17 protein-coding genes and 4 tRNA genes are annotated in these 18393 nt (G+C 64.6%); 14 read left to right on the top strand and 7 right to left on the bottom strand.

The features are described from left to right. Positions 1-194: integrase core domain-containing protein (locus tag ACGTN6_RS07965; protein ID WP_394589429.1), on the top strand; the 194-nt coding region annotated here is incomplete at its 5' end. Between the two features lie 93 nt (positions 195-287). Here the strand turns inward: ACGTN6_RS07965 and ACGTN6_RS07970 are convergent. From ACGTN6_RS07970 to folD (ACGTN6_RS07985), 4 genes are all read right to left on the bottom strand, one after another. Continuing rightward, the gene (locus ACGTN6_RS07970) at positions 288-1217 is read right to left on the bottom strand and encodes an alpha/beta hydrolase fold domain-containing protein (RefSeq protein ID WP_394590841.1); all 930 of its coding nucleotides are present in this window, start codon (positions 1215-1217) and stop codon (positions 288-290) included. Positions 1218-1220: 3 nt separating this feature from the next. Further along, positions 1221-1955: a 5'-methylthioadenosine/S-adenosylhomocysteine nucleosidase gene (gene mtnN / locus ACGTN6_RS07975; protein WP_394590843.1), complete on the bottom strand. Its 735-nt coding sequence runs from the start codon at positions 1953-1955 to the stop codon at positions 1221-1223. A 107-nt stretch (positions 1956-2062) separates the two neighbouring features. After that, positions 2063-2536: an S-ribosylhomocysteine lyase gene (locus tag ACGTN6_RS07980; RefSeq protein WP_394590845.1), complete on the bottom strand. Its 474-nt coding sequence runs from the start codon at positions 2534-2536 to the stop codon at positions 2063-2065. 149 nt (positions 2537-2685) lie between these two features. After that, positions 2686-3546 carry a bifunctional methylenetetrahydrofolate dehydrogenase/methenyltetrahydrofolate cyclohydrolase FolD gene (gene folD / locus ACGTN6_RS07985; protein WP_394590847.1) on the bottom strand — a complete coding sequence of 287 codons (861 nt, stop codon included), beginning with the start codon at positions 3544-3546 and terminating at the stop codon, positions 2686-2688. 265 nt (positions 3547-3811) lie between these two features. On the opposite strand from folD (ACGTN6_RS07985), the gene ACGTN6_RS07990 reads away from it, so the two are divergent. The 11 genes from ACGTN6_RS07990 (at position 3812) to ACGTN6_RS08040 (ending at position 14215) form a co-directional block, all read left to right on the top strand. Beyond that, a tRNA-Pro gene (locus ACGTN6_RS07990) sits at positions 3812-3888 on the top strand. Positions 3889-3956: 68 nt separating this feature from the next. Continuing rightward, positions 3957-4033: transfer RNA gene (locus ACGTN6_RS07995), tRNA-Arg, on the top strand. Between the two features lie 51 nt (positions 4034-4084). Continuing rightward, positions 4085-4159, top strand: a tRNA-His gene (locus ACGTN6_RS08000). A 23-nt stretch (positions 4160-4182) separates the two neighbouring features. Next, positions 4183-4257: transfer RNA gene (locus tag ACGTN6_RS08005), tRNA-His, on the top strand. A gap of 286 nt (positions 4258-4543) precedes the next feature. Further along, a complete protein-coding gene (gene tig / locus ACGTN6_RS08010; protein WP_394590849.1) occupies positions 4544-5896 on the top strand; it encodes a trigger factor in 1353 nt (450 codons plus the stop codon). An 87-nt stretch (positions 5897-5983) separates the two neighbouring features. Continuing rightward, complete coding sequence (clpP, locus tag ACGTN6_RS08015) at positions 5984-6604, top strand: ATP-dependent Clp endopeptidase proteolytic subunit ClpP (RefSeq protein WP_394590850.1); 621 nt, start codon at positions 5984-5986, stop codon at positions 6602-6604. Positions 6605-6676: 72 nt separating this feature from the next. Continuing rightward, on the top strand, positions 6677-7954 hold the full coding sequence (clpX, locus tag ACGTN6_RS08020) for an ATP-dependent Clp protease ATP-binding subunit ClpX (RefSeq protein ID WP_394590851.1): 1278 nt from the start codon (positions 6677-6679) through the stop codon (positions 7952-7954). 183 nt (positions 7955-8137) lie between these two features. Beyond that, entirely contained in the window at positions 8138-10546 is a 2409-nt protein-coding gene (gene lon / locus ACGTN6_RS08025; protein ID WP_394590852.1) for an endopeptidase La, read from the top strand. Between the two features lie 177 nt (positions 10547-10723). Further along, positions 10724-10996, top strand: coding sequence for an HU family DNA-binding protein (locus ACGTN6_RS08030; protein ID WP_013332105.1), 273 nt, complete (start codon positions 10724-10726; stop codon positions 10994-10996). A gap of 173 nt (positions 10997-11169) precedes the next feature. Next, a complete protein-coding gene (locus ACGTN6_RS08035) occupies positions 11170-12990 on the top strand; it encodes a SurA N-terminal domain-containing protein (RefSeq protein WP_394590853.1) in 1821 nt (606 codons plus the stop codon). Between the two features lie 205 nt (positions 12991-13195). Next, positions 13196-14215 carry a CobW family GTP-binding protein gene (locus tag ACGTN6_RS08040; protein ID WP_394590854.1) on the top strand — a complete coding sequence of 340 codons (1020 nt, stop codon included), beginning with the start codon at positions 13196-13198 and terminating at the stop codon, positions 14213-14215. Between the two features lie 15 nt (positions 14216-14230). Here ACGTN6_RS08040 and folD (ACGTN6_RS08045) read toward each other — a convergent pair whose 3' ends face one another. Continuing rightward, positions 14231-15151, bottom strand: coding sequence for a bifunctional methylenetetrahydrofolate dehydrogenase/methenyltetrahydrofolate cyclohydrolase FolD (gene folD, locus ACGTN6_RS08045; RefSeq protein ID WP_394590855.1), 921 nt, complete (start codon positions 15149-15151; stop codon positions 14231-14233). Between the two features lie 229 nt (positions 15152-15380). Between folD (ACGTN6_RS08045) and ACGTN6_RS08050 the strand changes: the two genes are divergently transcribed. Together ACGTN6_RS08050 and ACGTN6_RS08055 are read left to right on the top strand one after the other, a co-directional pair. Beyond that, positions 15381-15848 carry a methylenetetrahydrofolate reductase C-terminal domain-containing protein gene (locus ACGTN6_RS08050; RefSeq protein WP_394590856.1) on the top strand — a complete coding sequence of 156 codons (468 nt, stop codon included), beginning with the start codon at positions 15381-15383 and terminating at the stop codon, positions 15846-15848. Next, positions 15845-16912, top strand: a complete 1068-nt coding sequence (locus tag ACGTN6_RS08055) for a methylenetetrahydrofolate reductase (protein WP_394590857.1) — start codon at positions 15845-15847, stop codon at positions 16910-16912. The genes ACGTN6_RS08050 and ACGTN6_RS08055 overlap by 4 nt, the downstream gene beginning before the upstream one ends. A gap of 128 nt (positions 16913-17040) precedes the next feature. On the opposite strand, the gene ACGTN6_RS08060 is transcribed toward ACGTN6_RS08055, so the two are convergent. Together ACGTN6_RS08060 and ACGTN6_RS08065 are read right to left on the bottom strand one after the other, a co-directional pair. Further along, the gene (locus ACGTN6_RS08060; protein ID WP_394590858.1) at positions 17041-17805 is read right to left on the bottom strand and encodes a UDP-2,3-diacylglucosamine diphosphatase; all 765 of its coding nucleotides are present in this window, start codon (positions 17803-17805) and stop codon (positions 17041-17043) included. Positions 17806-17884: 79 nt separating this feature from the next. Beyond that, positions 17885-18391, bottom strand: coding sequence for a peptidylprolyl isomerase (locus tag ACGTN6_RS08065; protein ID WP_394590860.1), 507 nt, complete (start codon positions 18389-18391; stop codon positions 17885-17887). Positions 18392-18393: the final 2 nt, after the last annotated feature.

Below are 18393 nucleotides of genomic sequence, written 5' to 3' on the forward strand. Positions count from 1 at the left end.
ATTGTTGGGATAATGCCTGCTCCGAGAGCTTCTTTGCCCAGTTGAAGGAAGAGTGGCTCCGTCGTTTGGAGAAGCAGAGTCGCACCGACCTGCAGGCCGAGGCGGAATATTATATCGAAGAGTATTATGACAAGGTGCGGCTTCATGGTGCCTTGGGCGGGTTGTCGCCCGAGGCGTTTGAAGCCGCAGCCTGATCGAGGTGTCTACTTTTTCAGGGTCACTTCAGAGCCGGAATGAAGCAGGGAGTGGGCTTTTGCTTCCCTCTTCGAGGCGCGTAGCGCCTTGATTCACTCCTCCCTCTTCAAGCTGGCGAGCTGTTCGTCGAGGAAGGCCAGGGCGGCGTCCATCGCACCGTTGCGGGTCAAAAAGGCGGTGAAATGGCCGCGCAGCCGCTGCAGGTAGAGCTCGGCGGGCACGCCAGCCTCAGCCAGGCGGTCATACATGTCGGTGGCATGGTCCACCGGGACCAGGCCGTCCACGCCGCCGTGGAAGAAGAAGTGCGGCGGCGTGTCCGGAGTTACCTGACGGGCGGGAGAGGCCAGGCGGTAGGCCTCTGGCTTCTCGGCTCGGGTGCCGCCGATGAACTCTACCACCAGCCGGCCGTCGTCGAACTTGAGCAGGTCGCTCGGCAGGCCGCCGGCCACCACCGCGGCCAGGCGCGTCGCGTCGCCGCCGTAGGGGGTATCCAGCGGGGCCCCGTCGCGCTGAACGCTGAGCAGGCTGACCAGGTGGGCTCCACTGGAGTAGCCCACCCCGACGATGCGCTCGGTGTCGATGCGCCAGTCATCAGCGTGATCGTGCAGCCAGGCCATGGCCACCTGCAGGTCGTGCAACTGGGCGGGGAAGCGGTATTCCGGAGCGAAGCGGTAGGCGATGTTGGCAACCACGAAGCCCTTGGCGGCCAGCCGTTCGGCGATCGGCGCCATGTCCTCGGGGCTGCGGCGCTGCCAGCCGCCGCCATGAACCAGCAGCGCTGCCGGACGCCGGGCATCGCCCGGGGTGTCGGGAAGGTAGACCCGGGCGGCGAGGGATTCCGGCCAGTCAGTGGGAGTATAGGAGCGTTCAGGCAGCCGCCGGAAGGGAGCGTCGATGAGGCTTTTGGTCTGGGTCGAAGCGCTGGCCGGTTCGCCATCGGTACTGCGCTGGCTGGCGCAGCCCCCGGCGAGCAGCGACAGGCACAGCACCAGCCCCAGCAGGCAAGCGCGGCGGCCGAACATGGTTCAGCCCTCGGCGGGAGCTTTGGTGGTCGCGGGCTCGGCGAGGCGCGTCACCATAGCGGTGACCATGCGGGTCGAGTGATCGGCAGCCTGGTCCAGGAATTCCTCGAAGGAGAGATGGTTGTCGCCGCCGCCAGCGATATCGGACAGCGCGCGGATCACCACGAACGGGCAGCCGTAAAGGTGGCAGGTCTGAGCGATGGCCGCCGCTTCCATCTCGGCAGCGAGCATGGTGGGAAAGCGTGAACGGGTCGTGGCGACCAGGTCGGGGCAGGCCATGAAGACATCGCCGGTGGCGATCAGGCCTTCGACCACCTTCACTTCGTTCATTGCCTCGACGCACTCGCGGGCCACGCGTACCAGGCGTGGATCGGGCAGATAGGCCGCCGGCATCTGGGGCACCTGGCCGTGTTCGTAGCCAAATACCACGGCGTCGACGTCGTGGTGGCGCACTTCGCTGGAGACCACCACATCGCCGATCTCGAGTCCTTCGCCGAAGCCGCCGGCGGAGCCGGTGTTGATGATCGCCTCGGGCTGGTAGGTGTCCAGTAGCAGGGTGGTGCCGATGGCGGCGTTCACCTTGCCGATACCAGACTGCAGGATCACCACCTCGACGCCATGCAGCCGGCCTTTGTGGAAGGTGGACCCCACGTGGGTGTGGGTCTCGCGGTCTTCCAGCATGGCCGCGAGTCGTGAGACTTCCTGGGCCATGGCGCCGATGATACCGATGCGTTTCATCTATCCGTTCTCCGCGTAAGCGCGTAAAAGGGTGGAAAGTTCAGGGGCTGCTCACCGCCTGGCGCCTGGCAAGAAGCGCGGATTGGCGTAGCGAGCGCAACAGCCAATCAGCCTTCTTCGCCGAATACCTGGGTCCACTCGTCCCGTTTGGCCAGAAAGCCGCGGGCGATCTCCTGGGCGCCTTCCAGGCTGTGGCTGGCGGCCCAGCCGCACTGCATCTCGTTGCAGGCCGGGACTTCGGTGGCCTCCAGCACGTCCTTGAGGGTGCCTTCGAGCAAGTCGAGGACGCCCCGGTAGTCGTCGTGGTTGATCATGGCTATGTAGAAGCCGGTCTGGCAGCCCATGGGGCTGATGTCGACCACCTTGTCGGAGTGGTTGCGCGACAGTTCGGCCATCAAGTGCTCGAGGGAGTGCAGCCCGGGCATCTCCATGTGGTCCCGGTTGGGCTGGCAGATGCGCATGTCGTACTTGTGGATGCTGTCGCCATGCTCGCCGGTCTTGATGTCGGCCAGACGAACATAGGGGGCCTTCACCTTGTTGTGATCCAGGTTGAAGCTTTCGACGTTCATCTTGTCGCTCATCGACGGGCCTCGCGAGTCGGTGGGAAACGGTTGCGCATTCTAACGGAGTGGGGCGCATGGTGCACGGAGGCTCTGGCCGCCCGGGCGTCTGTCGGGGGCAATCGCTCAGTCAACCGAGCTCCCACGGGGAGCCTCACTCCTCGCTTTTCTTACGCCATGGCGTCATGTACCTCGGCGGCGAGCAGGGTGTTCTCGAGCAGCGAGGCGACAGTCATTGGTCCCACGCCTCCCGGCACCGGCGTGATGTGGCTGGCGCGGGCGGCAGCGGGCTCGAACTCCACGTCGCCGACCAGGCGGCCGTCTGGCTGGCGGTTGATGCCCACATCGATGACCACGGCGTCGTCGCGAACCCATTCGCCCTTGACCAGCCCGGGGCGGCCCACGGCAACGACCAGCAGCTCGGCGCGGCGCACGTGCTCCTCGAGGTTGCGGGTGAAGCGATGGCAAACGGTGGTGGTGCAGCCGGCCAGCATCAGCTCCAGTGCCATGGGCCGGCCGACGATGTTGGAAGCGCCGACCACGGTGGCGTCCAGGCCGCGCAGGTTGATGCCGGTATCCTGCAGCAGTGTGATGATGCCCTTGGGCGTGCAGGGCCGCAGCAGGGGCAGGCGCTGGGCCAGTCGTCCCAGGTTATAGGGATGGAAGCCGTCGACGTCCTTGTGAGGCAGGATGCGCTCGAGGATCGGCCGGGAATCCAGGTGCTCGGGCAGTGGCAGCTGGACCAGAATACCGTCGATGGCCGGATCGTCATTGAGGCGATCGACCAGTGCCTCGAGCTCGGCCTGGGTCGTCTCGGCGGGCAATTGGTGCTTGATCGATTGGATGCCGGCTTCTTCGCAGGCGCGGTGCTTGTTGCGCACATATACCGCCGAGGCCGGGTCCTCGCCCACCAGCACAACGGCCAGTCCGGGCACCCGTCCGCCGGCCTCGCGACGTGCCTGCACTTGGCGTGCGACCTGCTGGCGGACTCGGGCGGCAATGGACTTGCCATCGATCAGTTGGGCGGTCATCGAACTTCCCTCTGGTGGTCGGATGGAAAAGAGCCGCGATTTTCGCATGCCCCGGCGTCCAGGCAAAGTGAGGGGGCTTCGGGCTTCGGGCTTCGGGCTTCGGGCTTCGAGCTTCGGGCTTCGGGCTTCGGGCTTCGAGGTGAGTGGTGCGTAAGCTAAATGATTGACCTTTGGGCATTGTGGCTTGACGGCGGCGGAGAGTTCCGTAGAATACGCAGCGCTTGGCGAGGCCCCTGCGGCGGCGTCAAGGCCGTGCAAGAGCCGGCGGGGTGTAGCGCAGTCTGGTAGCGCGCCTGCTTTGGGAGCAGGATGTCGGGGGTTCAAATCCCTCCACCCCGACCACAAGCTATTGATTGAATTGAAAGAATTTCGGTCGAGGGCTTGCGGTCAGGCATTCGGGTACGTAGAATGCGCCCATAGCTCAACCGGATAGAGCAACGGCCTTCTAAGCCGTAGGTTGCAGGTTCGAGTCCTGCTGGGCGTGCCACGTATCAGTGGTGTCGCGGCTGACTCGGTGCGGTCGAGCAAAATCGAAATGGTGGATGTAGCTCAGTGGTAGAGCCCCGGATTGTGGCTCCGGTGGTCGTGGGTTCGATCCCCATCATCCACCCCATTTCGATATCACCCCAGGCAGTGGTGGATGTAGCTCAGTGGTAGAGCCCCGGATTGTGGCTCCGGTGGTCGTGGGTTCGATCCCCATCATCCACCCCATTGCCTTCCTTCCTTTGGTTTTCTCCTGTTATCAAGCAATTGTATCGATTCATTCTCGATTCCGATGGCGGAAGGCGAGATTTTGTCATGTCTATGGCTCTTTCGTTTTGCGTCTGGATGGGACAATTTGCGGAGAATCGATGCCAAGCCCTTGTCTAACCGGTGCCGCGTCCCAATATGTAGGCCCATGGTGCTTGCCACTGCCCGGCGGGATTCATAGAATTCTCGCCTTTGAACGTTTCACGCTTTCCACACAGAACACGCCCCAGTCGGTAGAGGACATTTCATGCAAGTTTCCGTCGATACGACCTCCCAGATTGAACGCCGCATCAAGGTGCAGGTGCCGGCCGCCGAAATCGACGAGGCCGTCGCCGCTCGCCTCAAGGATGCCGCCAAGAACGTTCGCCTGGACGGCTTCCGCCAGGGCAAGGTGCCGATGTCCGTGATTCGCCAACGCTACGGTCGTGGCGTGCGCGATGAAGTGGTCGGCGAAGTGATGCGCGAGCGCTACGTCAAGGCGATCACCGACGAGAACCTGAACCCGGCCGGCTATCCCGAGATCGAGGCCAGCGTCAATGAAGCTGGCAAGGATCTGGAGTTTACCGCGACGCTGGAGGTCTACCCGGAAGTCGAGCTGGCTTCCATAGACGGTACCGAGGTCGAGCGTCCGGTGGTCGAAGTGACCGATGCCGACGTCGACGAAATGATCGAGACCTTGCGCAAGCAGAACGCTGCCTGGGAAGAGGTCGAGCGTGCCGCCGAAGACGGCGACCAGATCAATATCGACTTCCAGGGCTTCCTGGGCGATGAGCCCTTCGAAGGTGGCAGCGCCGAAGGTCACGACCTGGTGATCGGATCCGGCAGCTTCATTCCCGGCTTCGAGGAGCAGCTGGTCGGTGCCAAGGCCGGTGAGGACAAGGAACTCAAGGTCACTTTCCCCGAGGACTACCAGGCCGAGCAACTGGCTGGCCAGGAAGCGACCTTCAAGGTCAAGGTCAATGCCATCAAGGGCCAGGCCCTGCCCGAGATCGACGCGGCCTTCGTCGAGAAGTTCGGCGTCGAGGACGGTGATCTGGCCAAGTTCCGTGACGAGATCACCAAGAACATGAACCGCGAGGCCGGTCAGGCCGTCGAGAATCGCGTCAAGCAGCAGGTGCTCGAAGCCCTCAAGAAGGTCAACGATATTCCGGTGCCGCAGGCGCTGATCCAGCAGGAGACCGATGGCCTCAAGCGCCAGGCTGCCCAGCAGTTCGGTCTCGGCGAAGACTTCGACGTCAGCCAGCTGCCCAACGAGCTGTTTGCCGAACAGGCCAAGAGTCGGGTGCAGATCGGCCTGCTGCTGGCCGAGGTGATCAAGGTCAACGAGCTCGACGCTTCCGACGACGAGATCAAGGCCAAGGTCGAGGAGCTGGCTCAGCAGTACCAGGAGCCGGAGCAGGTGGTCGAGTACTATCTGAGCAACGATCAGATGAAGAACCAGGTCAAGTCGGCCATTCTGGAAGAGAAGGCCGTCGACGTGCTGCTCGGCCAGGCCAGTGTCAAGGACGTCGAGATGAGCTATCAGGACGCCCTGGCGGCCGCCCAGCAGCAGGGTGGCGAAGCCGAGGAAGACGCCGACGAGGCTGAAGAGCAGGCCTGATACCTGTTCCGGTCTTCCCGCCCGATCGTGCAGGTCGGGCGGGATGCCAGACGTCGCTTCCATACACCGGATGCAAGGACATCACCCATGAGCAACGAGTTCGATATTCAATCCGCTGGCGGCCTGGTGCCGATGGTGGTCGAACAGAGCGCACGCGGCGAGCGGGCCTACGACATCTACTCCCGCCTGCTCAAGGAGCGTGTGATCTTCCTGGTGGGGCCGGTGGAGGACTACATGGCCAACCTGCTGGTGGCCCAGCTGCTGTTCCTCGAGTCCGAGAACCCGGACAAGGACATCCACCTCTACATCAACTCGCCGGGTGGTTCGGTGACGGCAGGCATGTCGATCTATGACACCATGCAGTTCATCAAGCCCGACGTCTCTACCGTGTGCATCGGTCAGGCGGCGAGCATGGGCGCGCTGCTGCTGGCCGGGGGCGCGGCAGGCAAGCGCTACTGCCTGCCCAATTCGCGGATGATGATCCACCAGCCGCTGGGTGGTTACCAGGGCCAGGCGTCGGACATCGAGATCCATACCCGCGAGATCCTCGGCATCCGCGAGCGGCTCAACCAGATCCTGGCGCATCACACCGGCCAGGACATCGAGACCATTGCCAAGGATACCGACCGCGACAACTTCATGAACGGCGCTCAGGCTGCGGAATATGGTCTGATCGACGCCGTGCTGGATAAGCGGCCGACATCCTGATAGCGTGAAATCAACCACGCTCTGATTGATTCCCGGCGGCCCTCGGGTCGCCGCTGCGAGAGAGGTACGCGAATGGCCGACGGCAAAGGCAAGGACGAAGGCGGCAAGCTGCTGTACTGCTCGTTCTGCGGCAAGAACCAGAACGAGGTGCGCAAGCTGATTGCCGGCCCATCCGTCTATATCTGCGATGAGTGTGTCGATCTGTGCAACGACATCATTCGCGAGGAGGTGCTCGATGCCGATGCCGAGAGCGACGAGGAGCGTCTGCCTGCCCCCCGCGAGATTCGTCACACCCTCGACGACTATGTGATCGGCCAGGACCGCGCCAAGATGGTGCTGTCTGTGGCGGTCTACAATCACTACAAGCGGCTTCGTCACGGCACCAAGGACGACGTGGAGCTGGGCAAGTCCAACATCCTGCTGATCGGTCCGACCGGTAGCGGCAAGACGCTGCTGGCCGAAACGCTGGCGAGACTGCTCAACGTTCCGTTCACCATCGCCGATGCCACGACTCTTACCGAGGCGGGCTATGTCGGTGAGGATGTCGAGAACATCATCCAGAAGCTGCTCCAGAAGTGCGACTACGACGTGGACAAGGCCCAGCGCGGCATCGTCTACATCGACGAGATCGACAAGATCTCGCGCAAGTCGGACAACCCGTCCATCACCCGTGACGTGTCCGGTGAGGGGGTTCAGCAGGCACTGCTCAAGCTGATCGAGGGCACCACCGCTTCGGTGCCGCCGCAGGGCGGGCGCAAGCATCCGCAGCAGGAGTTCGTGCAGGTCGATACCACCAACATGCTGTTCATCGTTGGCGGCGCCTTTGCCGGCCTCGACAAGGTCATCCGTGACCGTGCCGAGAAGGGTGGCATTGGCTTCAACGCTGAGGTGAAGAGCAAGGACGAGACCAAGGGGGTAGGCGACCTGCTGCTCGACGTGGAGCCCGAGGATCTGGTCAAGTTCGGTCTGATCCCGGAGTTCGTCGGCCGCCTGCCGGTGATCGCGACCCTCACCGAGCTGACCGAGGATGCGCTGATCCAGATCCTGACCGAGCCCAAGAACTCGCTGATCAAGCAGTACGGTCGGCTGTTCGAGATGGAAGGCGTGGAGCTGGACTTCCGTGAGGATGCTCTGCGCGCGGTGGCCGGCAAGGCCATGGCTCGCAAGACCGGTGCCCGCGGACTGCGCTCGATCCTCGAGTCGGTGCTGCTCGACACCATGTACGAGATCCCGTCCCTGGAGGGGGTGTCCAAGGTGGTGATCGATGCGTCGGTGATCGCCGGAGAAAGCGAACCGTTGCTGATCTACTCCCAGCAGGAGCAGCCGCGGGTCGACGGCACTGACGGCTAGCGGGTCCCCGTCACGTGCGCCTCGCCGCGTCGAGGCGCACGAGCGGGAGTTGCAACAGGCTTGCAACGAAAGGGCCGCCCCGGCGGCCCTTTTGTTTGCCGTGGCGCCGGCCTCGGTCTTGCAATGCGCGACCGCCGCCCCCACTCCCTAGGTATCCATCCGATCGTTTGAGGAACGTCTGCGATGCAGCAGAACGCCGAACAGACCTTGAGTCTGCCCCTTTTGCCGCTGCGGGACGTGGTCGTCTACCCGCAGATGGTCATCCCGCTGTTCGTCGGCCGCGAGAAGTCCATCCAGGCGCTGGAAGCCGCTATGGAGGCCGACAAGCGCGTGCTGCTGGTGGCGCAACGCGAGGCCAGCAAGGACGATCCCGATAACGAGGACCTGTTCGCCATCGGCACCGTGGCCGAGATCATGCAGCTGCTCAAGCTCCCCGACGGTACCGTCAAGGTGTTGATCGAGGGCGAGTCCCGGGCTGACATTCGCGACATCCTGGCCGTCGATGACGGCTATAGTCGCGCCGAAGTGGTGCTGCGCGAGAGCGAGCCGCTCACCGAGCGAGAGCAGGATGCCCTGGTGCGGGTGCTGCTCAACCAGTTCGAGCAGTACGTCAAGATGTCCAAGAAGGTGCCCAACGAGGTGCTCAACTCGCTGTCGGGCATCGAGGATCCGAGCCGGCTGGTGGACACCATCTGCGCCCACCTGTCGCTGAAGATCGACGACAAGCAACAGCTGCTCGAGATGGATCGGGTGCGCGACCGCATTGAACACCTGATGGCGCTGATCGAGTCCGAGATCGACCTGCTCCAGGTGGAGAAGCGCATCCGCTCGCGGGTCAAGGACCAGATGGAAAAGTCCCAGCGCGAGTACTATCTGAACGAGCAGATGAAGGCCATCCAGAAAGAGATGGGCGAGCTCGAGAATGCGCCCAACGAGGCCGACAAGTATGAGCAGGCCATCGAAAGCTCGGGGATGCCCAAGGAAGCCGCCGACAAGGCCAAGCAGGAGCTCGGCAAGCTGCGCATGATGGCGCCGTCCTCCGCCGAGGCCACGGTGGTCCGCTCCTACCTGGATTGGCTCATCTCGGTGCCGTGGAAGAAGCGCACCCGGGTGCGTCACGATCTGGCCCACGCCCAGCAGGTGCTGGACGAGGACCATTACGGCCTGGAGGAGGTCAAGGAGCGCATCCTCGAGTACCTGGCGGTACACAAGCGGGTCAAGAAGCTCAAGGGACCGGTGCTTTGCCTGGTGGGGCCGCCCGGGGTCGGCAAGACCTCGCTTGGGCAGTCCATCGCCAGGGCCACCAACCGCAAGTATGTGCGCCTGGCGCTTGGCGGGGTTCGCGACGAGTCGGAGATCCGCGGTCACCGTCGCACCTACATCGGCTCGCTGCCCGGCAAGATGATCCAGCGGATGAGCAAGGCGGGGGTCAAGAACCCGCTGTTCCTGCTCGACGAGGTCGACAAGATCGGCATGGATCACCGCGGCGACCCGGCCTCGGCGCTGCTCGAGGTGCTCGATCCGGAGCAGAACGACAAGTTCAGCGACCATTACCTGGAGCTCGACTACGATCTGTCCGAGACGCTGTTCATCTGTACCGCGAACTCGATGAACATTCCCGGCCCGTTGCTCGATCGCATGGAAGTGATCCGTCTGCCTGGCTATACCGAGGACGAGAAGCTGGCCATCGCCAAGCGCTACCTGGTGCCCAAGCAGCTCAAGGCCAATGGTTTCAAGGAGGACGAGCTCAGCTTCGCCGACGAGGCGCTGCTGGAGCTGATCCGTTACTACAGCCGTGAAGCCGGGGTGCGCGAGCTCGAGCGCCAGATCGCCAAGGTCTGCCGCAAGGTGCTGCGCGAGCGCCTCGAAAAGGAGGGCAAGGAGGGCGCTCAGGCGCCGGTCGCGCTGACCGCTGCCGATATCGAGGGCTATGCCGGCGTACGGCGTTACAGCTATGGGTTGGCCGATCAACAAGATCAGGTGGGGCGCGTCACCGGCCTGGCCTGGACCTCCGTGGGCGGCGAGTTGCTCAACATCGAGTCGGTGGTGACGCCTGGCAAGGGGCGTATCAACAAGACCGGCTCGCTGGGCGACGTCATGAAAGAGTCAGTGAGTGCGGCTCAGACCGTGGTGCGGGCGAGGGCGACGTCCTTTGGCATCGATCCCGAGCGCTTCGAGAAGGAAGACCTTCACATTCACGTGCCTGAGGGTGCCACGCCCAAGGATGGCCCCAGTGCCGGCATCGCCATGGTCACCGCCATGATCTCCGCCTACACTGGTCGGCCGATACGCTGCGACGTGGCCATGACCGGGGAGGTCAATCTGCGCGGCGAGGTGTTGCCGATCGGCGGCCTCAAGGAGAAATTGCTGGCCGCCAGGCGCGGTGGTATAAAGACGGTTCTCATTCCGGAAGAGAACCGCCGTGACTTGAAGGAGGTTCCGGACAACATCAAGGACGCGCTCGATATCCGGCCGGTGCGCTGGATCGACGAAGTTCTTGAGGTGGCTCTGAGTGAAAAGCTGGGGAGCCAAGAGGGTGAATCTCGAGCGGAAGATACGGCATCTTCTCACTCGATGATTAGTACGCACTGACGACTTTTTCCCCATGATGCCGAGGACGAAACCCCGGTATGATGGGGATTGTCAGGGATAGTTGCTTGACAGGCGTTTCATCGCATTGCTATAAATTACCGCCATGCTGTGATCGCGTCAGTCAGCCGTAAGTCTCGCCGATTAGAGCCAATTTACGTAACAGTCAAGGGGTGAAGTGTGAACAAGTCCGAGCTGATCGAAGCCATTGCCGCGTCTGCCGATATTCCCAAGGCGGCCGCTTCCCGCGCGCTGGACGCCATGGTCGATGCCGTGGCAGACAGCCTGAAGAAGGGCGACAGCGTTTCCCTGGTGGGTTTCGGCACCTTCACCGTCAAGGAGCGTGCGGCCCGCACCGGTCGCAATCCGCAGACCGGTGAGCCGATTCAGATCAGCGCCGCCAAGGTGCCGAGCTTCAAGGCCGGCAAGGCGCTCAAGGATTCCGTCAACTGAGGAGGCGTCTTCGCCGTCCTCGATGACGTATCCCTACAGGCGCACCGCTGTCGCGGTGCGCCTGTTTTGTTTTCGGGGCCCCGGTGGGGCCGGTCGATCCGTCCCCGTCGCGAGGCCAGCAAGGATGCGTATAATGTGGCGCGTCCCGATCCACAAGATCCACAGAGGCCTGCATGCTGCAAAGTATTCGTGACCGCTCCACCAGTTGGGGCGCCAAGATCCTGGTCGGTGCCGTGGTGGTGACCATGGCGCTGTTCGGCGTGGAGTCCCTGGTGGGGCTGCTGGGCAGCGACGGCGAGGAGGTTGCCAAGGTCAACGGCGAGCCGATTACGCGTCAGCAGCTCGAGCTGCAGGTGCAGCGAGCCATTCGCAGTGGCCAGGTGCCGCCCGAACAGGAGCGCCAGCTGCGTGCCCAGATGCTCGATGCGCTGATCGGCGATCGCCTTCTGGCTCAATACGCGGAAGAGGGTGGTCTGCACCTGTCCGAAGCACAGCTAGACCAATTGATCGTCACCCTGCCCGAGTTTCAGGACGCCGACGGTCGCTTCGATCAGGACCTGTTTCGCAATCGCCTGGCCAGCGCCGGCTTCACTCCGCTGGCCTTTCGCGATCAGCTTCGCCAGGACATGAAGCGTCGCCAGATTCAGCAGGGACTGGCCGCCAGCGAGTTCAGCCTGCCGAGCGAGCAGGCGCGCCTCGCCGAACTGCAGCGCCAGACTCGCAGCTTCCACCACTACGCCTTGACGCCGGCCGATCTGACGCAGGCCCCGGAGGTCAGTGAGGCTGATCTTCAGTCCTATTACGAGGCCCATGGGGAGGACTATCAGCGTCCCGAACAGGTCAAGCTGGCCTATGTGGTGCTCGACAAGCAGGCCATGGCCGACGAGGTGGAGGTCGGTGAGTCGGCGCTCCACGAGGCTTGGCAGGCCGAGGCCTCCGATGCCGATCGGCGCGTTTCCCACATCATGGTGTCCTTCGGCGACGAGCGTACCCGTGAGGAGGCCAGGGCGCGCCTCGAGGACGTCAAGACGCAGTTGGCCGAGGGCAAGGACTTCGCCGAACTGGCCGCCGAATATTCCGACGACACCTCGACCAGTGACGAAGGCGGTGACCTGGGCGTGATCAGTCGTGGCTTCTTCGGCGAGGCTTTCGAGGAGGCGGCCTTCGCGCTTCAGCAAGGCCAGGTGTCGGACATCGTCGAGACCGACAACGGCCTGCACCTGATCCAGGTCACCGAGCTCGATCGTCCGCCGTTCGAGCAGGCGCGCGAACGCCTGAAGCGCCAAGTGGCCATGCAACGCGTGCGCGACGACTTCAACGACAAGGCGCAGCAGCTGATCGACCAGAGCTTCGCCGCCGAAGACCTGGCCAGTGTGGCCGACAGCCTTGGCCTCGAGCGCCAGGAGAGCGACTGGGTCGGCCGCGGCCAGGCCGAGGGCGTGCTGGCCGAACCTGGCGTGATGCGACAGGCCTTCAGCCCCGATGTGCTGGAGGAGGGCTTCAACAGTGAGGTCATCGAGCTCGACGAGAATCGCCGGATGGTGCTGCGCGTGCTGGATCACCGCGAGGCGACGACCTTGCCGCTCGACGAGGTGCGCGAGGACGTGGCCGCCGCCGTCGAGTCTGAAAAGACTCGGGATGCCCTGCAGTCCCGTGCCGACGAAATGCTGGCATCGCTGCGCAGCGGCGAATCGCTGGGGCTCGACTGGCAGCGTGCCGAGTCGCTCAGTCGCCAAGGCGATAGCCAGCTCAGCCAGCCGGTGGTCGAGGAGGCCTTCCGCCTGCCGCATCCGGAGGGCGGCGAGACCGTCTATGGCCGTGCGGCCGACGGCGAGCGTGTCGTGCTGATCGGTCTCGAGTCGGTGACGGCCGGCGAAGCCAATGAACAGATCGAGTCCTTCGTGGCGCGCATGGCCCAGCAGCTGCGCTCACAGTCCGCGGTCAACGGCCTGCAGACCTACCTGCGCGAACAGGCCGATATCACCCGGCCCTGATGGTGGAAGAAGGGTATTACGAGGGAGGGGGCGAGAGCCCCCTTTTTCCGGCCGCATTTTTATACCGTTATCTTAAGCTAAAGGTGGATCTTGGTGCTTCGTGCTCGAATTTTCATCGTGAGGCGTCGAGGCAAGTCGTGTTAGGCAGGCCCCTCGTTGCCGGCACGTGCCAGGATAGTGGCATCTTCACCGTGGAGGAGGGTTCATGACCAAGGCGCCGCTAGCCGATATCCCCGTTCATCTGATTACCGGTTTCCTGGGCAGCGGCAAGAGCTCGCTGATACGTCACCTGATCGATCACAAGCCGGCATCCGAGCGCTGGGCCATCCTGGTCAACGAATTCGGTCGGGTCGGGATCGATCAGACCTTCTTCGCCGGGCGTGACGATGTGGCGGTCCAGGCTCTGCCGGGCGGCTGCCTGTGCTGTCAGCTTGCCACCGTGCTTCAGACGAGCCTGGTACAGTTGCTGTGCCGTCAGCGTCCCGATCGACTGATCATCGAGCCGTCGGGTCTCGGTCACCCCGCCGGGCTGCTCGATCTGTTGCAGGGCGAGGCCTTCGTCGGCGTCCTCGAACTGCGTGAGGTCATAACGGTGCTGGATCCGCGACGTCTGGATGACCGTCGCGCGCTCGACCATGCCACCTTTCGCGACCAGTTGGCTCTGGCGGATGGCATTGCCCTGAGCATGACCGATATGGTCGCGCCGGAGCGCCTCGATGCGGCCCGTGAGTGGCTGGCCGCGCAGCTGCCCGGCACGCCCTGGGTGGAGGAGGCGCCATACGGCCGGCTGGCCGTTGGACGAGTGCTGGAGGGCGGCCTGCATCGGGCAGCGGAGCCGGTGGCTCGCCCGTCGACCCACCCGGTGCAGGCGGATCGTCCGGTCCCCTGGCTGGATCTGGATGCCCGGGCGCCGATGCCGGGTGCGCCAGTGCGTGAGCGGGAGGAGTCGCTTGGCCACGTCAGCCTGGGGTGGCGCTGGCATGCAGAGGAGACCTTCGAGCGCGAGGCTCTCGAGCGTTGCCTGGATGGCCTGCCGGCCGGGCTGCGGGTCAAGGGAGTATTCCACGTCGTCGGCGGCTGGATTGCCGTCAACCGTGTCGTGGGTAACGAGCCGGCGAGCGCTAGCGAGTGGCGACGCGACTCACGACTGGAGGTGATCGGCGCGTCGGGTAACCTGCCGGACGCCGACGCGCTGGATGCCGGGCTGGCCGCCTGTCGCGTGTGACCGCCGCCAGCAATGTCAGGCGTGGGGGTGGGCCAGCGGCTGCGCCTTGCCGGTCGAGGCGGCGGGCGGTTCGGGCAAGCCGTGCTGGCGACAGGCCGCGATCAGGGTGTTGTGCAGCAGGCAGGCGATGGTCATGGGGCCGACGCCTCCCGGCACTGGCGTGAGTGCCTCGGCCACGCGAGATACGCTGGCGGCATCCACGTCTCCTACCAGGCGGCGCTCGTCGCCATCACCCAGGCGTGTGATGCCCACATCGATCACGGTCGCTCCCGCCTTGACCCAGTCGCCCTGTACCAGGCCTGGCTTGCCGACCGCGGCCACCAGGATGTCCGCCTGCCGGCATACCTTGGGCAGGTTGGCGGTTCGCGAGTGTGCCACGGTGACGGTGCAGTCCTCGCGCAGCAGCAGGCTCGCGAGGGGGCGGCCGACGATGCGCGAGCGGCCCAGGATCACGGCGTGCCGTCCGGCGAGTTCGCCGAGGTGAGAGGCGAGCAGCCGGACGCAGCCCAGCGGGGTGCAGGGGGCCAGGCCCTGGCCACCCGCCGCCAGGGCGCCGACATTCAGCGGATGGAAGCCGTCGACGTCCTTGGCCGGATCAATGGCGTGAATCACCGCTTCCGGATCGATATGTGTCGGGAGAGGTAGCTGGACCAGGATACCGTGAACGCCGGGATCGGCGTTCAGCGCGGCGATCAGGGCCAGCAGTTCGTGCTGGAGCGTGGTGGCCGGAAGGGTATGCTCGACGGAACGCATGCCGACCTCGCGGGCATGCTGCCCCTTGCGCCTTACATAGACCTGGCTGGCCGGATCCTCGCCGACCAGAACCACGGCCAGACCGGGGATCACCCCTTGTGTGTCGGCAAGACGTCGCACCTCGCCGCCTACTGCGTCGCGCAGTTCCCTGGCCTGTGTCTTGCCGTCGATCAGCGTCGCCATGGCATGTTCGCTCTTGGTGAAGGCTCTTGGCCGATGGGCCTATCCTGCCCGAGTCTAGGGCAGGCAGCCACGGCCACTGTTCCCGCGACGACGCCGGGTGTCATGGACGCGACGGTCGTCCTGCGCTATGTCGCTGTCGTCCTGATGGAAGTGGCGAACGGCATGGCTGCATAGCCTGACAGAAAGCCCCGTTGGCCGGGGGGTAATGCGCAACGGCGAGGACGGTCCCATGTATGCAGTGCGTCGCTGGGTGGTCCGTCATGCTCGGGCCTTCGAGTTGCTCTATGACGGTTTCGAGCCGCTGCTTCGCGCGCTTGCGCCGCTGGTGGCGCGTCTCGGCCCCGAGCGTCTCGAACGACCGGTCGCAGCGTTCGAGCGGTGGATCAAGGGGTTTCTGTTCGACTGCCGTATGTGCGGCCACTGTGTGCTGAGCTCCACTGGCATGGCCTGCCCGATGAACTGCCCCAAGCGGCTTCGCAACGGGCCCTGTGGTGGGGTTCGCCCCGACGGTGGCTGCGAGGTCAAGCCGTCGATGCGCTGCGTGTGGGTGGAGGCCTGGGAGGGCAGTCGACGCATGAAGCACGGCGACCGCATCCAGGTAGTGCAGCTACCCGTGGACGATGCCGATCAGGGCGCCTCCTCCTGGCTCAAGGTGGTGCAGGGCGAACACGGCAGGGACCGCGAGGCACGCACATGAAGTTCGACGATGAGCCTGTCCCCGGCTACTCACTACCGATCCTGCCCGGCCATGTGTCTCCCGGGCGGCTGGAACGGGTACTGCGCGCCGGCCGCTTCGCGGTGACCACGGAAATCGATCCGCCCGACTCCGCCGACCCGGCCGAAGTGCTGCAGCGAGCGGCCATCTTCGACGGCTATGTGGATGCCATCAATGCCACCGACGGTTCGGGAGCCAACTGCCACATGTCCAGCGTCGGGGTGTGCTCGCTGCTGACGCGGGTCGGCTATGCCACGATCCTGCAGATGTCCTGCCGTGACCGCAATCGCATCGCCATGCAGGGCGAGATTCTGGGGGCCGCGGCCATGGGGGCCTGCAATCTGCTGTGTCTGACCGGCGATGGGGTCCAGGCCGGCGATCATCCCGAGGCACGTCCGGTTTTCGATCTGGACTCCATGTCGCTGCTGGGCCTGGCTCGCCGCATGCGTGACGAGGCACGCTTCGAGAGCGGGCGGGCGATCACGTCGCCGCCACGCATTTTCCTCGGTGCCGCCGAGAATCCCTTCGTGCCGCCGGCTGCCTGGCGGGCAGAACGCCTGGCCAAGAAGGTCGCCGCCGGGGCGCGTTTCATCCAGACCCAGTACTGCTTCGATGTACAGAGACTGCGCGAATTCATGGCCGAGGTCGTCGACACGGGCGTGCTGGAAGGGCCCGATCGGGCCTTCGTGCTGGTGGGAATGGGGCCGCTTGCCTCGGCGCGCAGTGCCCGCTGGATTCGCGATAACGTACCCGGGGTGCACATCCCCGATACGGTGATCCGGCGCCTGGAAGGGGCCCGGGACCAGCGGGCCGAGGGCGCACGACTGTGCCGTGATATTCTCGCGGAGGTGCGTGAAGTTGAGGGGGTGAGCGGCGCCCACATCATGGCCTATCGCCAGGAGTCCACGGTGGCGCGGATCATCGAGGAGACCGGCGTGCTCGAGGGACGTGTGCCCTGGTATCCCGGGCGCGACGACCCGGCCGAACTCAACCCCGAGGCACCTGATGCCGCCCCTTGCCATCTCACCGCCGCCGACTCCGGATAAGCCGGCATCCGCGCCGATGGCGACGCGCCGGGGCATGGCCGCGGTGGATGCGTTGACGCTTTCTCCTGTGATCCCCTCGCGCCTCATCCGATAACCGGTAGAGGCGCTTTCGCTGACCTCCTGGCTCCTCAGTCTTTCAGCGGAAAGTCCCGCAGCATCGGCGGCTGCCCGGCGTCGATCTCGATTTCCCAGCCCCGGTCCGGCTGCCAGTCGCCCAGTACGTAGCGGCGAGCTGGGGCGCCATCGACATCGAGGTCGTGAACCGCAGGGCGATGGGTGTGACCGTGGATCATCGTGGTCACGCCGTGCTCGCGCAGCGACTCGACCACTTCCTCAGGCGTCACATCCATGATGTCCTCGGCCTTGTTGGAATTGGCCTCACCGGACTGGTCGCGCAGCTGTCTGGCCAGCGCCAGACGATCGGGAATCGGCATGGCGAGAATCTGTGCCTGCCATTGCGGATCGCGAGCCTGGGTGCGGAAGGCCATATAGGCTTCGTCGCGGGTGCACAGGCTGTCGCCGTGCATCAACAGCACGCGCTCGTCGCCGAGGGTGACCACGCTGGGGTCGGCTAGCAGGGTCGCACCGGCGGCCTCGGCGAAGCGTTCCCCGAGCAGGAAATCGCGGTTGCCGTGCATCAGGAAAATGGCGGTGCCGGCCTCGGAGCGGCGCTTCAGGGCCTCGGCGATGCGCGCGGCGAGGGTGGCGGTGCCGGTGGGATCGGCGGCGCCGAGGTCCAGCAGGTCATCGCCGATCCAGGCCTCGAAGAAGTCGCCAAGGATATAGAGCGCCTCGGCGCGTGCTGCGTGCTCTTCCAGCCAGGTGAGGAAGCCCTCTGTGATGGCCGGGGCACCCGGATGCAAATGGAGGTCTGAGATCAGCAGGGTCGACATGGCGTCTCTCTCGGACAACGGATTGAAGACGTCGCACCCGCCGAGAGGCGGGTGCGGAGGGGGCGAGCTCTCGAAGCGGTCAGGCGTCGGCGTCGTCCTGGACGTAGGCGCGCTGGATGATCACGTCCTCGGCCGGCACGTCGGCGTGCATGCCGCGTCGCGTGGTTGGCACCGCCTTGATGCGCTCCACCACGTCCATGCCCTCGACGACCTCGCCGAACACGCAGTAGCCCCAGCCCTGAAGGTTCTTGCCGCGATGGTTGAGGAAATCGTTGTCGGCCACGTTGATGAAGAACTGGGCGGTGGCCGAGTGCGGGTCCTGGGTGCGCGCCATGGCCAGCGTGCCGCGGGCGTTGACCAGGCCGTTGTCGGCCTCATTGTCGATCGGGTCACGGGTCGGCTTCTGCTCGAAGTCGAGGTCGAAACCGCCGCCCTGCACCATGAATCCGTCGATGACGCGGTGGAATAGGGTGTTGTCGTAGAAGCCGTCGCGCACGTACTGCTCGAAATTGGCGGCGGTCTTCGGCGCCTTGTCGTGGTTCAAGGCGACGTGAATATCGCCGAAATTGGTCTGCAAGATGATCATCA

This window comes from Halomonas sp. B23F22_20 (assembly GCF_043496985.1).
Taxonomy (GTDB): Bacteria; Pseudomonadota; Gammaproteobacteria; order Pseudomonadales; family Halomonadaceae; genus Halomonas.